Source organism: Salinibacterium sp. NG22, from assembly GCF_015864925.1.
Classification (GTDB): domain Bacteria; phylum Actinomycetota; class Actinomycetes; order Actinomycetales; family Microbacteriaceae; genus Rhodoglobus.
Map to the genome: position 1 here is coordinate 373,873 of NZ_JADYWG010000002.1, position 14,958 is coordinate 388,830.

General features: G+C 60.8%; 12 protein-coding genes. 7 read left to right on the forward strand and 5 right to left on the reverse strand.

Translation table 11 applies throughout. The features are described from left to right. Window positions 1–3: 3 nt before the first annotated feature. Window positions 4–1,104, forward strand: coding sequence for an alcohol dehydrogenase catalytic domain-containing protein (locus I6E81_RS11340; protein WP_197107723.1), 1,101 nt, complete (start codon window positions 4–6; stop codon window positions 1,102–1,104). 40 nt (window positions 1,105–1,144) lie between these two features. Further along, entirely contained in the window at window positions 1,145–2,590 is a 1,446-nt protein-coding gene (locus I6E81_RS11345; protein WP_231604143.1) for an APC family permease, read from the forward strand. A 91-nt stretch (window positions 2,591–2,681) separates the two neighbouring features. Here the strand turns inward: I6E81_RS11345 and I6E81_RS11350 are convergent, their stop codons facing one another. Then, window positions 2,682–3,506 carry an alpha/beta fold hydrolase gene (locus I6E81_RS11350; protein WP_197107725.1) on the reverse strand — a complete coding sequence of 275 codons (825 nt, stop codon included), beginning with the start codon at window positions 3,504–3,506 and terminating at the stop codon, window positions 2,682–2,684. A gap of 50 nt (window positions 3,507–3,556) precedes the next feature. Beyond that, a complete protein-coding gene (locus tag I6E81_RS11355) occupies window positions 3,557–3,769 on the reverse strand; it encodes a hypothetical protein (protein WP_197107727.1) in 213 nt (70 codons plus the stop codon). 241 nt (window positions 3,770–4,010) lie between these two features. Here I6E81_RS11355 and I6E81_RS11360 point away from each other — a divergent pair, with 241 nt between their 5' ends. Beyond that, window positions 4,011–4,961: a DUF4349 domain-containing protein gene (locus I6E81_RS11360; protein WP_231604145.1), complete on the forward strand. Its 951-nt coding sequence runs from the start codon at window positions 4,011–4,013 to the stop codon at window positions 4,959–4,961. Here I6E81_RS11360 and I6E81_RS11365 read toward each other — a convergent pair. Beyond that, window positions 4,958–5,998: an LLM class flavin-dependent oxidoreductase gene (locus I6E81_RS11365; RefSeq protein ID WP_197107728.1), complete on the reverse strand. Its 1,041-nt coding sequence runs from the start codon at window positions 5,996–5,998 to the stop codon at window positions 4,958–4,960. The genes I6E81_RS11360 and I6E81_RS11365 overlap by 4 nt on opposite strands. A gap of 133 nt (window positions 5,999–6,131) precedes the next feature. Continuing rightward, entirely contained in the window at window positions 6,132–7,187 is a 1,056-nt protein-coding gene (locus tag I6E81_RS11370; RefSeq protein ID WP_197107731.1) for a LacI family DNA-binding transcriptional regulator, read from the reverse strand. Between the two features lie 164 nt (window positions 7,188–7,351). On the opposite strand from I6E81_RS11370, the gene I6E81_RS11375 reads away from it, so the two are divergent. The 4 genes from I6E81_RS11375 (at window position 7,352) to I6E81_RS11390 (ending at window position 12,913) form a co-directional block, all read left to right on the forward strand. Next, entirely contained in the window at window positions 7,352–8,620 is a 1,269-nt protein-coding gene (locus tag I6E81_RS11375; protein ID WP_197107733.1) for an ABC transporter substrate-binding protein, read from the forward strand. A gap of 63 nt (window positions 8,621–8,683) precedes the next feature. After that, a complete protein-coding gene (locus tag I6E81_RS11380) occupies window positions 8,684–9,655 on the forward strand; it encodes a carbohydrate ABC transporter permease (protein ID WP_197107735.1) in 972 nt (323 codons plus the stop codon). Window positions 9,656–9,665: 10 nt separating this feature from the next. Beyond that, window positions 9,666–10,547, forward strand: a complete 882-nt coding sequence (locus tag I6E81_RS11385; RefSeq protein WP_197107737.1) for a carbohydrate ABC transporter permease — start codon at window positions 9,666–9,668, stop codon at window positions 10,545–10,547. A 50-nt stretch (window positions 10,548–10,597) separates the two neighbouring features. Further along, complete coding sequence (locus tag I6E81_RS11390) at window positions 10,598–12,913, forward strand: glycoside hydrolase family 3 N-terminal domain-containing protein (protein ID WP_197107738.1); 2,316 nt, start codon at window positions 10,598–10,600, stop codon at window positions 12,911–12,913. Between the two features lie 166 nt (window positions 12,914–13,079). Here I6E81_RS11390 and I6E81_RS11395 read toward each other — a convergent pair whose 3' ends face one another. Beyond that, entirely contained in the window at window positions 13,080–14,930 is a 1,851-nt protein-coding gene (locus I6E81_RS11395) for a S9 family peptidase (RefSeq protein ID WP_197107740.1), read from the reverse strand. Between the last annotated feature and the right edge of the window lie 28 nt (window positions 14,931–14,958).

Consider the following 14,958-nt stretch of genomic DNA (forward strand, 5'->3'; position numbering starts at 1 on the left):
CCCATGAAGGCCATCGTCTTCCGCTCCCCCGACCAGCCACTCGAATACACCGACGTAGAACTTGCCGCCCCCAAGGCTGGCGAGGTGCGCGTCAAGATCGCTGCGGCGGGGGTCTGTCACTCAGACCTCCATATCAAGCGCGGCGAATGGGATGCGCCAGCGCCCCTCGTCATGGGCCACGAAGGCTCCGGCGTTGTCGTCGAACTCGGCGAAGGCGTCACGTCACTCTCCGTCGGCGACCACGTAGTCCTTTCGTGGGTTCCGCCTTGTGGAGAGTGTCGCTATTGCCGCTCTGGTCACGAAGCTCGTTGCCAAAAGGTTGCCACCGTCGTCGCCCCCAAGGGCGTTCTCTTTGACGGCACGTCTCGACTAAGCCGCGAGGGTGATGAGAATATGCACCACTACCTCGGCGTCTCGTCATTCGCTGAAGAAGTTGTTGTTCCAGCATCCGGAGCGGTAAAAATCCGCGATGACGCCCCTCTGGACATCGTTGCTCTCGTCGGCTGCGCTGTAGCGACAGGCGTGGGTGCCGTACTCAACACCGCGGCCGTTGAACCAGGCTCGACCGTGGTTGTCATCGGCTGTGGAGGCGTTGGCCTCAACGTCGTTCAGGGCGCAAAGCTCGCCGGCGCCGAACGCATCATCGCGATCGACGTGCGCGCCGAGAAGACCGCCCTCGCTACCCAGTTCGGCGCCACCGACGCAATCGACGCGTCGCAGGTGGATGCCGTAGCCGCCCTCTACGAGCTGATTCCGGATGGTGTCGATTACGCCTTCGATGCCATCGGCCGCACCTCGACGACGGAACAGGCCATTAAGATGCTTGGTCTGGGTGGAGCCGCGGTCATCGTCGGCCTCCCGCCGACGGGTGCTCGCGCATCCTTCGAACCGCTTGTTCTTGCCGAAGCCGATCAGCGCATCATTGGCTCGAACTACGGCAGCGTTCGACCTTCTATCGATATCCCTGCGCTGGTCGACCGCTACATGGACGGCCAGCTCAAACTCGACCCGCTCGTATCTGGGCGTCGTCCCCTCGCAGAGGCAGCGGAAGCGTTCGATGACCTCGAATTCCGCGGCGCCCTTCGCACCCTGCTCATTCCCTGACACTTCGCGTCACTACGCCCACTCTGAGGAGAGTTTGTTCATGTCAGCACCAACCAGCACACCACCAACCGCGAGCGCGACCCCCACCGATGTGGGATTGCGCCGTGGAGTAATGAGCGGCCCAGAACTGGCTGCTCAAGCCATCGCCAACATCGCCCCGAGTGCGGTTATCGCGTTCACCGCCGCCGCCATCTTCTTGGGCGCCGGCAACAGCACTGTGTATTCGTTCATCCTGGCCACGGTCGTCATCTTGAGCGTTGGTTACTGCGTAGCCGTCTTCGCGAAGCGTCACGCTTCAGCCGGCTCGCTGTACACCTACGTCTCTAAGGGCCTAGGCCCGTTCGGGGCCTACGTTGCCGGTGTAACTCTGCTGATCGGATGTTGGGGTATTGCCGCCGGGTCGCTCGGAGGTTCCGTCTCCTACATGAGCCAGTTCCTAGTCGCGATCGGCATTCCTGCTGGCGGCGTTCTCGCGCAGATCGGTCTCGCTATCCTGCTCGGCGGTCTCGCGACGCTGCTCACCATTCGCGGCATCCGCCTCTCGGCTCGGATCTCGCTGGTGCTTGAACTCGTCTCGGTAGCCATCATTCTGGTTCTGCTCGTGATGGCTCTCGTCTGGGCTGGTGCAAACGCTTGGGACCCCTCGCAGTTCTCGCTCACTGGAGTGCCCATCTCGGGCGTTGCGACCGGAATGGTTCTCGGTATCCTCGGTTTTGTCGGCTTTTCGTCGGCTGATGCACTTGGCCGCGAAGCTCGCAACCCCTACACCGCTATCCCCCGCGCCATTATGTGGAGTGCTGTCACCGTCGGCATCCTCTACGTCTTCGCCGCGTACACACAGGTTGTCATCTTGGGCGACGGTCTCGGCGCGAGCGCAAACCCCCTCGAAGAGATCTCGACCACCATCGGCATGCCAGCTTGGTTCGCTCCGGTGCTGACCTTCGGCGTTGGTGCATCGTTCTTCGCCGTTGTTGTTGCTCCGCTCAACGTCGTGGGCCGCATCCTGTACGTCATGGGAAAAGAAGGCGTTGTTCCTGAGCGCTTCGGTCGCACCCACGAGCGCCACATGACCCCGCACCGCGTGCTCTTGGTTGCCGGACCGCTCGCGATCGCCCTCGACGTCGTCATGCTCGCCTTTGGCGTTCATGCCATGGACATCGTGGTCTGGGTCGACACGTTCGGCACCTACGGCTACATGGTGGCGTACTCACTCGTTGCGATCGCCTGTGTCATCTACACGCAGCGCGAGAAGATCCCCAACGTGCTTGTGTGGATCGCCGCTTCAGTGGCCGTGACAAGCATGATTTGGGTGTTTATCGCGAACGTCTACCCCGTGCCGCCGTACCCGCTGAACCTGATTACCTACATCTTCCTTGCGGTGATGGTCGCGGCTGTCGTGTGGTACCTCAACCTTGCCAAGAAGCGCCCGGACGTTATTGCCGCTATCGGTAAGACCGAAACGGATCAGATGAGCGGTGTCGGCTAAGTCTCACTAGTCGACGAACTACGTCAGGCGGCTCTGCTCAAGCATTTCGAGCAGGGCCGCCTGATGACGTCAGGCGCCACGGTGCGCGCTATTACTGCTTCTCTGCAAGCTCATGGCCCGCGTCAAGCACGGCGACCAAACGCTTCGCGAGTCGTTTGCGCACGAGGTGATCGTTCGCCTCGACCCGGTGCATGGTGACGTGCCTCATCTGTTCAATGATGCGCATGGTGCCTGGCGCAATGAATTGGTCGAGCGAGCCGTAGACAACGTCGATGGGGACGCGCACTGCGGCGATGTCGCTCACGGTGGTTTGTGTCTCGATACAGTTCTGAAGGCTCAGCCCGAATGCCCGCCAATTGTGCTCAGAGACGTCGAGAATGTCATCGAGCTGAAAAAGTCGGCGAAGAGTGTCGACGGTGTTCATGGTGAACTCTTTGTTCGTCCGCAAGAATTCGTAGGCCCGCATGTAGGCCCCGACTCGCGCCCGAATGAGCGGGTCGCCGATCTGGTTCGGCGGAACATAGATGGGCGGGCTCACGAGCACCAGCCTGCTCACCTTGCTCGGGTGGGCTGCGGCGTAGCGGGCCGCGAGAAGACTTCCAAGAGAGTGCCCGACGAGAATGAATGGGGCATCCAACTTGAGGGAGTGGACCGTCGACCGGATGGAATCGACGTGATCTTCGATCGTGTAGTTCGAGTCTGCGGGGCTGGGTGATTCTCCGAATCCCAACAGATCGAACGAGATGCAGCGGTAGTGATCCGACAGTTGCGGGATGACGTGCGCGAACGTCGCCGCTGATGAGGCGATTCCGTGAAGGAAGATGATCACGGGACCATCACCCTCATCCGCGGCGATGTTCAGGAGGGGTGCTCGTGACGGCAGAATCCTGCGTCGAAGTGCGCCCCATAAGTTCATGGCCCTAGTATCCCAGCCTTAGAAGGTCGGATGCGGGACCAGAGCACTTATTAGCGAAGGTCTTCTTTGTATTCGTTCTTCGCTTTCGTGGCTTCGCTCTCGGCTTTCGCACGTTCGAGGTCGGCTTCGGCCTTCGACACTTCGGCGTCAGCCTCGACCTGATCGGCGGCGTCGCTCACACGTTCCTTGGTGTCATCGACGAACTCACCTACCTTCTTGGCAGTGGCTTCGCCGGCATCCTTTGCGTTATCAATGAGACCCATGATTGCTCCTTGTGTTGGTAATCCGCGTCTTTCGCGCCCCCTGTCGGGGCACAATTTCACGATACCGACGCGGTGAGAGCAGGTTCATATTTTTCATCGAACACCAAGAGTGCTCCCAGATAACGTCAAGGTCATGCTCCGGCCTCGCTCACCCTGCGCGCGATAACAATCCGGGGGTGACGCTCGAATCGTGACAAACGTTGGGTAGTTTTTCGCCATTGTTCAGCCCACCATGGAAACCATGAGGCGCACACTATTCATCACCACAGCATTGGCACTTTCCGCTTTAACCCTGTCGGGATGTTCGGCAGGGATGAGCGACACATCCACGAGTGAATCCCAAGAGTTCCTTGTGGATCAGGTGGAGGCCGGCAGCTCCGGCGACTCGGCCGTTCTGGACCAAGGCGCACCCGCCGCCGACGGCGCGCTAGTAAGCGAATCGGACATCAGCCGCGAGGTCATCACGACGGGCTACATGTCCGTCATCGTAGAAACCCCCGCAGATGCCACCGCCGAGGCGATTCGCATCACCGAATCCGTCGGCGGTCGCGTTGACGCCCGCAACGAATACGCCCCGTCGGAGCACACCGGCGGAAGCTCGACGCTTACGCTGCGCATTCCGGCATCCGATCTCACTGTTACTCTCGACAAGTTCACGGGCTTAGGTGAACTGCAGGAGGTATCGACCAACGCGGTCGACGTCACGATGCAGTCGCGTGACCTCGAGGCTCGCATCACCGCACTTGAGGCATCCGTCGACCGTTTGCTTGCACTGCTCACCACGGCAGACGACACCGATACGCTCATCCAGTTGGAGACCGCGATCTCGAGCCGTCAGGGCGAGCTGGAGAGTCTGAAGTCACAACAACGCTACTTCGACGATCAGGTCGCGATGTCCACGCTGACTCTCAGTTTGGTCTCTGAGGCCGAGGCGCCCAGCGTCGAACCAGGCAACTTCTTCGACGGACTCAGTGCAGGCTGGGCCGCCCTCGTCACCTTCTTCTCCGGGCTGCTGGTGCTCGTCGGCGTACTGCTCCCGTGGATCATCTTCCTCGCCATCGTCGCCGCAATCGTTGTGATGATCGTGCGATTCGCCCTACGAAACCGACGCGTCAGCTCGGTGACTGCGACAATCCTCCCCACCGACCCGGAGTCCGGCGAGGAGCCCGCTGAGAAGGTGAAGGCCGACTAGGCCTTCTCCGCCAGCAATTCCCGCACCCGAGGAATGACCTCGGTGGCGTACAACTCAATACTGCGCATCATGCGTTCGTGAGGCAGGGTTCCTGCGCTGTACTTCATGTCGAATCGCTGGATGCCGAGGGCAGAGATAGTGTTCGCTATCTTCTGCGCCACGGTCTCCGGCGATCCGGCGTACATGGAGCCGTGCTTCACTTCGCCGATGAACTCATCAACGCTCGATTCGGGCCAGCCGCGGTCGCGACCGATGCGGTCACGCATGGTCTTGTAGTGCGGCCACAGCTCCTCAACGACCTTGTCGTCGGAGTCGGTGATGTAGCCGGGCGAGTGAACAGCGATCGGCAGGTCGGGTTGCCCCAACTCGGCCAGCGCGTTGTGGAACAGCTGCGCATAGGGAGCAAAGCGCTCGGGCTGGCCACCGATGATGGCCAGCACCAACGGCATCCCGTAGCGGGCGGCGCGCACGACAGATTCGGGGCTTCCGCCGACGCCGATCCAGGTCTTGAGCGAGCCAGATTCGGTGCGCGGGAAGACCTCTTGGTTTTTCAGGCCGGCGCGAAGAGTGCCTGACCACGTGACCGGCTCTTCCTTGATGAGCTCGGAGAACAGGTCGAGCTTCTCGGAGAAGAGCGTTTCGTAGTCGGCGAGGTTGTAGCCGAAGAGCGGGAACGACTCCGTGAAAGAGCCGCGACCGAGGATGATCTCCGCGCGGCCGTTCGACAGCGCATCCACGGTGGCAAAGCGTTCGTAGACGCGCACGGGGTCATCAGAGCTCAAGACCGTGACGGCCGAGCCCAGCTGGATGTTCGTGGTTGCGGCAGCGAGCGCGCCGAGCACGGTTTCGGGAGCAGTGATCGCGAAATCATCGCGGTGGTGCTCGCCCACCCCGAAGTAATCAATGCCGAGCTTGTCGGCCAGTACTCCTTCAGCGACAACGTTGCGGATGACCTGCGCTTGGCTGAGCGGCGCACCGTCTTCATCTACCGTGACGTCGCCAAATGTGCCGAGTCCAAACTGAACCTGCTGATTCACGAGCTCCCTTTCGCTGAGACGCCGATCGCGTCTGTAGGCAAAACCGTAGCCGGGCATCCGCTATTCCGCGATCGGGGCGACTGACCCCGCCAGATGGCGGTCGGACGGATGCGGGGCTCGCCATCGCGGCGCGTTAGACCGAGTCGCGCCGCACGAGAGAGGTGGGCAGGGTGTCCCTGATCGGCCCCGCCGCCGGAGCAGCAATGAGTTCGGCGAGCGCGGTCACCATTCGAGCGCCGAGTTCTTCCAGCGGCTGGCGTACCGTCGTGAGCCGAGGTTCAAGGGTTGTCGCAATCACGGTGTCGTCGAAGGAGACGAGCGCAACGTCTTCGGGCACGCGACGCCCTCGCGCCTTGAGCGTTCCGACTGCCCCAGCCGCCATAAGATCGGACATCACGAATACGCCGTCGAGATCGGGGTGCTGGTCGAGCAGGAGCCCCATGGCCTCCGCGCCTCCGGCCGTTTGAAAGTCTGACTCGGCGACAAGGGAACTATCGAGACCATGGGCGTCGAGGGCCTGCTGAAAACCTCGAAGACGGTCTTGAGAGACGCCCATTCCGTGAGGACCAGTGATGACGCCAATGCGGCGTCGACCGGCAGCGATCAGTGCCTCCGCAGCGAGCGTGCTGCCGCCGACGTTGTCGGAGTCAATATACGACAGCGGAGCGTCGACCGATTCAGTGGGGCGTCCCAGAAACACGACGGGAAGATCTGACTGCGCGAGCAAGCGAGGAAGCTCGGTGTTGTGCGCTTCGAGAATAACCATGGCGCCGTCGACGTGGCTTGCTTCGAGGAAGCGCAGAAACTTCTCATCGCTCTCATCGTTGGCGCGCAGCAGCATCACGAGTTGCTGATCGGTCTTGGCGATCTCCCGGATGGCTCCGTGCAGGGCCATCGCGAAGAACGAGTTCGTCATGCCCTCGATGTTCGTTTCCGACACGATGAGCGCGACCGAGTCATGACGGCCGCGGGCCAACGAGCGAGCTGCAGGGTTGGGGCGAAAGCCTAGTTTTTCGGCTGCGCGCTGCACAGCAGCGCTGCGCTCGGGGTGCACGGTGAGCTTGCCGTTGATCGCGCGAGAGGCCGTGGTGCGCGATACACCGGCTTCACGCGCGACGTCGTCGAGGGTAACCATCTGCACATCATCCCCTGCCTCGTCGCAATTCGTGGAATGCGCACCGGTGATCATTGCGAATTTTAGGGAAGCGCAATCTTTTTGTTGTCTTTGCCGACATAAGCCTATACGGTGGCATTACTTCATCAAGGAAGCGCTTCCGCGACTAAACCTCGAACGTCTCTTCCGAAATGAATGCCCCCTTAATTCCCCAATCACACCTCAACGTGGAGGACGCAATGTCAGCGAAAAAAATTGCCAGAACAGTGATCGCGGGAGGCGCAGCTCTTGCGCTTCTTGCCGGATGCTCGGGCGGAGGTGACACCGACGGAAAGATCACCCTCGACGTCTGGACCTTTGGCGGCATGGGCCTCGACGAAGCATTCGCGGTCTACCAAGAGGAAAATCCCGACATCATCCTCAAGGTCACCAATGCTGGCGGATCTGACGAACAAGCTCAAGCGCTCACGACCGCCCTCGCCGGCGGCAAGGGTCCCGATGTAGCGGCGATCGAAGTCGGCTACATGTCGCAGTTCAAAGCTCAGCCGCAAAACTTTGTTGACCTGCGCACCCTCGGTGCCGACGACATCGAGGGCACTTATCTCGATTGGCGCTGGTCTCAAGGCGTCGCCGCCGACGGTTCCGTTGTCGGCATCCCGACCGATGTAGGCGGACTCGCGATGGCCTACCGCACCGACCTGTTCGAGGCTGCGGGGCTCCCCACGGACCGCGATGAAGTGAGTGCTCTCTGGCCCACCTGGGATGACTTCATCGACGTCGGCACCCAGTATCGCGAAGCCACCGGCAAGGGCATGATCGACAATGTCAATAGCGCGATCTTCAACCCCGCCGTGCGCCAAGGCGACGAAATGTACTACGGCTCAAGCGACGATGACCTCGTCTACGACAGCAACCCCGACGTGCAAGAAGCGTTCGGTTACGCCCTCGACGCCATCGACGCCGACATCACATCACGCACACCATCCTGGAGTGAAGCGTGGAACGCCGGCATGAACAACGGCGACTTTGCCGTGCTTGCCGCTCCGTCATGGATGATGACCTACATTTCTCAGCAGGCGCCCGACACAGCCGGAAAATGGGACATCGCAGCAGTTCCCGAGAACGCCGGCAACTGGGGCGGTAGCCAACTCACCATCCCGGCAAAATCTGATCACCCTGAAGAGGCGTTCGCCTTCATCGAGTGGCTCATGTCTCCCGAGCGCCAGCTCGAGATCTTCCAGGCCCACGGCAACTTCCCGTCGACTCCGGAACTCTATGAAACTGCAGACATCCAGAACTTCACGAGTGAGTTCTTTAGCGATGCCCCGGTCGGACCGATCTATGCGAACAGCGTGGAATCCATCAAACCGATCTTCGAAGGTCCGCAACAGCGCATCATCGACACCGCGATCTTGAATACGCTCTCGCAGGTCGAGAACGGTGAAGAACCCGCGGCGGATGCGTGGCCTAACGCAATGAAGAACGTCAAGACTGCCCTCGGCGGCTAGCGCTCTCGGGGTGGGCTCACGCTCGTGAGCCCACCCCTCCCATCCCCCGTCAAGGAGTTCGCCATGGTTTTGTCTGCCCCGCCCCGTTCAGCCCCTGCTCGTCAGCTCGCAAAGAGTGCCGCTCCCCCACCTCGACGCCGCATCAAGTCGGCGTCGCGCATGGATGCCTTTGCTCCCTATATGTACATCGCTCCGTTCTTCGCACTGTTCGCGGTGTTCGGTCTGTTCCCCACCGTCTTCACGTTCTATGTCGCACTTTTCGACTGGAACCCGATCGGCGGTCAAACGTTCATCGGCTTTGAGAACTTCGTCACTCTTTACGGAGATGAACGCTTCTGGAATGCGATGCGCAATACCTTCAGCATCTGGATTCTCTCGACGGTGCCGCAGCTGCTGCTCGCGCTCTTTCTGGCCCAGTTGCTCAACAATGCGCGTTTGAAGTTCGCGAACCTCTTTCGGATGACGATGCTCGTTCCTTACATCACCTCGGTGGTGGCGACGACTATCGTCTTCGCGTCGCTCTTCGGTCGCGACTACGGCCTCATCAATAGCTTCCTCAACCTCTTCGGGATCGAGTCGATTGACTTCGCGGCGAACACGTTTGCAAGCCACATCATGGTCTCCACGATGGTGCTGTGGCGCTGGTTCGGCTACAACACGCTGATCTATCTCGCAGCACTTCAGGCCATTCCGAAAGACATTTACGAGGCGGCCGCTATCGACGGCGCCGGCGGATTCAAGCAGTTCATCTTCGTCACGATCCCCTCGCTTCGACCGGTCATCATCTTCACGGTGATCGTGTCGACCATCGGCGGTCTTCAGATCTTCACGGAACCCCTGCTGCTCTCTTCCCCTGGGCTCACGGGCGGTGCCGGTCGCCAGTTCCAGACCCTCAGCCTGTTCATGTACGAGCAAGGATTCGGTGATTTCAAGTTCGGCTACGGCTCCGCCGTCGGAGTGACCCTCTTCGCCTTGATCGTCGTGTTCTCCGTCATCAACTATCTGCTCTCTCGTCGCATCACCTCAGACGAATAAGGACGCCATCATGACCACTTCCGCAACCACCCCAGTCACGACTGTTGTTGGTCGCCTCCGCAAACGCGCCTTCGCCGGCCGTGTGCGTTGGTGGACCTATGCCTTCCTCATCGCCGCCGTCTTCTTGAGCGCCTTCCCTCTTTATTGGATGTTCGTCGTCTCGACGAATGATTCAGCAGCGGTCTCGCAAACACCCCCAACCATCCTTCCCGGCGGCAACTTCTTCGCGCTTGCCGAGCAGGTCTTCACGACGGTTCCGTTTGTGCAGAGCTTGGCGAACTCGTTCATCGTGGCAGGGAGCATCGCGATTGCTCAGATGATCCTGTCCACTCTCGCCGGCTTCGCGTTCGCGAAGTTGCAGTTTCGGGGCCGGGATCCGCTCTTCATCGTGGTGCTCATCACGATGATGGTTCCCACGCAGCTCGCGGTAATCCCGCTCTACATGATCATGTCGAACCTCGACTGGATCGATTCGCTGCAAGCGCTTATTGTGCCCGGCATGGCGAGCGCGTTCGGTATCTTTTGGATGCGTCAGCACCTCTCGACCGTTCTCAACAACGAGCTCATGCAGGCAGCACGAATCGACGGCTGCAGCACCTGGCAAATCTATTGGCGCATTGCATTCCCGCTTGTGCGGTCCGCTGCCTTCGTGCTGGGCCTTCTCGCGTTTGTCACCGCCTGGAACGACTTCCTTTGGCCGCTCATCGTGATCCAATCGCCCGAAAACTACACGGTGCAATTGGCCATCAAGGCGCTGCAACGGCAGTACTTCGTCGACTACGGCCTCGCCATGTCTGGATCGTTCCTCGCGACAATTCCGCTACTTATCCTCTTCATTTTCGTCGGCCGCAAGATGGTTGCCGGCGTCATGGATGGTGCATTCAAGGGGTAATCCCTTTGCCTGCCGCCAACACCAGTTCGCTTCCACCCCAGAAAGAAACCATGACTCTCTCCACCACTGCACACCCCGACCTTTCCGAAGTGAATGATCAGGTCGAACAGCTGATCGCCCAGATGAGCCTCGAAGAGAAGCTCGCACAACTCGTCGGCATTTGGGTGGGCGCGGGCGCCGATGGCCAGAGCGTGGCACCGATGCAGAGCGCCCAGGATGACGGCGCTCACGACTTCAACGAGTTCTCGAAGAACGGGCTCGGTCACCTCACGCGAGTGTTTGGCACGGTACCAGTCAGCCCCGCCGCTGGTCGCTCCGCGTTGGGCCGCACCCAACGGTGGTTGCGAGACAACACTCGGCTCGGCATCCCCGCGATCGCGCATGAAGAGTGCCTGACCGGTCTAGCCGCTTGGCAAGCGACCACCTTCCCCACACCGCTGGCGTGGGGCGCGACCTTTGACCCCGCCCTCATCGAGGAGATGGGGCACGCGATCGGCGAGAGCATGGCGAAGCTCGGGGTCCACCAGGGGCTCGCTCCTGTGCTCGATGTGATTCGCGACGTCCGGTGGGGACGCGTTGAAGAGTGCATCGCCGAAGACCCTTTCGTCGTCGGAGAGCTCGGTTCCGCCTACGTGCGCGGCTTGCAATCAACCGGCGTCATCGCCACCCTCAAGCACTTTGTCGGGTACTCAAATTCGCGGGCGGGGCGCAACTTAGCTCCGGTCCATGCGGGGCCGCGCGAAGTCGCCGACGTGCTGCTTGTGCCCTTTGAGATGGCCGTGCTGGATGCGGGCGTGGGCTCGGTCATGCACTCGTACGCCGAAATTGACGGCGTGCCCGTGGCATCCGACGCCACTCTCTTGACTGACCTCTTGCGCGACCGCTGGGGCTTTGAAGGAACCGTCGTCGCCGACTATTTTGGCGTCGCATTTCTTGAAACGCTGCACCAAGTTGCCAGCGACCTCGGCGACGCGGCCGCGCAGGCCTTGGCGGCGGGCGTCGATATCGAGTTGCCTACGGGCAAGGCCTACTTGGCTCCGCTCGCCGAGAAGGTTCGCAACGGCGAAGTCGACAGTGCCCTCGTCGATCGGGCGCTGCGCCGGGTGCTCGTGCAGAAGCAGCAGCTCGGGTTGCTTGATCCCGAGTCGGCCACGTTCTCGGTAGATGCCGATACCGAAGAGATCGATCTCGACCCGCCGCACCACCGCGCAATCGCCGCGGCCATCGCCGAGAAGTCGGTCACCCTGCTGAGCGACGGTGGCATTCTGCCGTTGGCTCCGGATGCTCGTATCGCCGTCCTGGGCCCTAACGCCCACCGCACCGCGGCCATGTTCGGCTGCTACTCCTTCACCAATCACGTGCTCGAGCGTCATCCGGATGTCGACATGGGCTTCGAGGTTGAGACCCTTTTCGAGAGCCTCCACCACGATTTCAGTTCAGTGCTCGGCTTCGCGCAGGGCTGTGCCGTGGATGACGATGACACCTCAAATATTGCCGAGGCTGTCGAACTCGCTGCCGCCGCGGGGGTCGCTGTGATTGCCGTCGGTGATCATGCAGGTCTCTTTGGCCGTGGCACCGTAGGGGAAGGCTGTGACCGTGACTCTCTTGAGTTGCCCGGTGTGCAGCGTCAGCTCGTCGAGGCCGTGCTCGACACGGGAACGCCGGTTGTGCTCGTCGTGATTTCCGGCCGCCCCTATGCGATCGATTGGGCTGCTGCTCGCGGCGCGGCCATCGTTCAAGCGTTCTTCCCTGGTGAAGAAGGTGCCGCGGCGATCAGCGGTGCGATTGTCGGTCGGATCAACCCTTCGGGTCGACTCGCCGTTTCGGTGCCGCGCTCAGCGGGATCGCAACCGTACTCCTACCTTCACCCGCGCCTCGGCGAACCGAGCGAAGTGTCGAACCTCACGACGGCCCCGGCGTTCCCGTTCGGTTTCGGCCTCAGCTACACGAGTTTCCGATATTCGGATGCGGGCGTCGCTTCCGAGACGATCGCTGCCGATGGCAGGTTCGACATCCACTTCACGGTGACGAACACGGGCGACATCGAAGGCGACGAAGTCGTTCAGGTGTACGCGAACGATGTCGTGGGCTCTGTCACCCGGCCCATGCGGCAGTTGGTCGCCTTTACTCGAGTAACGCTTCAGCCGGGAGAGTCGCGAACACTCTCGATGAGCATCCCGACCACCCGCATCGCGTTCAGCGATCGCAGTATGACGCGCATCGTCGAACCGGGTGACGTGCGGCTGTGGCTCGGCAGCGACTGCGAGACCGAAGCGGCGCCGCTCGGAACAGTCACGATCACCGGGCCCGTTCACCCCGTGACCACGGACGACAGTCGAAACGTGGACATCACCGTCGTCGCGTAGGCGGCCTGGCTTTCGGCGGGCGACAGAGCATCTCCCGCCGAAATAGCGGATGCCGCACCGCCCGTACTTGTCCCATGGGCACGCGGGCTCCGCACACAACAGCGCCCCGGTCAAGATGGTGACCGGGGCGCTGCTGGAGCCGATCAGATGATCGGAGAGGGTGTACTTACGCTGCGGTGAGCGTGTTCGATACCGAGATGAGGGTAACGATTGCCGCGTTGATGAAGCCGGCGATGTACGGGTTGTTCGTCTCACGGTAGATCTTGCGCGAGATGACTGCGGTCACGGCCAAAATGACGATAACCGGGTAGAGCCAGATGCTGAAGATTCCGCCGAAGCCGTCGATCGTGTACCCCGTGGTGAAGAAGTTGGTGTACTGAGCGATGACGAGAACGATGGGTGCCAGAGCGTTGAAGAGCGCCAGCAGTGCCGTGTTGATCCATTCCTTGCCGCGGATGGAGAAGCGGTTGAAGGCGTTGACCGCAACCGAGTTAGCGACAAAGTAGATCGCGAACAGCGGCAGGTACATCAAGGCGATGCCGACCTTGTCAGGCGTGAAGGCCTTGACTGCGATGACCCACCAGCGGAAGTCCGTCTTGAAGAAGTAGTCGAGCACGAAGACGATCGCGTATGCCGAAACAACGACGACCAGTGCGAGACCGATTCCATGGAAGAACTTCTTCCAGCCAGGCAGTACGCCGGATGCGCGAAGGTCGAGACCATTCTTGCGTCCGAAGACGAGGTACGAGATCGTCATGATGATGATCGCGGCGATCGCGTTGACTGCGGCCCAGAAGGCGACGAAGAACACGGCGCCTTGAGGCATGAAGAACTGAACAGCGTTGAACGCAATCGCGCCCACCCACGGGGTGTTAGCGAGGATCAACCAGCTCCAACCGGAGATGATTGCCGAAACAACCAGTCCGCCCCAGAACCAGGCGAGGCCCTTGCGGGTAGCGGGTACCACTGCTGCTGCTGGAGTGCGCAGACCTGCGAAGGCGCGGGTCGAGAGCATTGCACGCGTGAAGGCGAGCAGGAAGATTCCGAAGCCGATCAGACCGAAGAGTGTGAAGGTCTCCTTGACCTGCCACACCTGCGAACCGGATGCGATCTCGTTGGGAGCACCGAATGCTTCTTGGAAGAACTCGATCTGGCTGCCGACTGTCGTCTTGGAGATGGTTCCCCAGGGGTGGTTTTCTGCCGGCGTGTAGACAACGCGCAGAGCCTGCTCGCCATCGACGGAGTCGGTGTAGAACTCGCTCGCGCCGCGAACGTCAGAGGAAACTTCTTCCGGGTTTGCACCGAAGTGGAGGAATGACTGTGCGTTCGGGGTTCCGATGTAGTCGCGCGGCGGCGTGAGAACTTCGCCCTCGGGGCTGTAGCTGCGGAAGAAGAACTCGTCGTACTGGTCAGCGACGATTCCGACATCGCGGGCACCGTAAAGGTTGAAGTACGCGTTCTCAGCTTCGGCATCCGTGTACACAGCGTCGTTGTCAACCAGCAGAACAGCAGAGATGAGCTGTTCGTCGGCAGCATTGTCGATGAACATCGAGAAGTTGGCTGCACGAGCACCGTTCGAGTGACCGCTGACACCAATCTTGTCGGTGTCGACGTAGGGGAAGTCGGCGACGAGCTTTACAGCGTCGTACATTCCGGTGCCACCGAGGGTGACGTCGGTCGTCAACGGTGACGAGTTGCCGTGACCGAACATGTCGATCGAGACAACAACGTAGCCACGGCGCGCAAGCTCAACATAGTTGGCGTCTTGCATTTCGCGGTTGTTCCACCAACCGTGGCTGACCACGATGGCCGGAACCTTGTTGTCGACGGTCGCGGTGTCAGGCTTGAAGAGCAGAGCGCTCATCATCTGACCCGATGAGGTCTCCCAGCGCATGTCCTTAACGCTGATTGAGCCTGCACCGGTTTGCACGATGGACGCACCAATTGACGCGACCAACATCATTACTAGCGAGAGAACGAGCCAAAAGCTGTTCCTCTTAACTAACGAGGTTTTCATTGATTCCCTACCCCTTCGTGGGTATCGA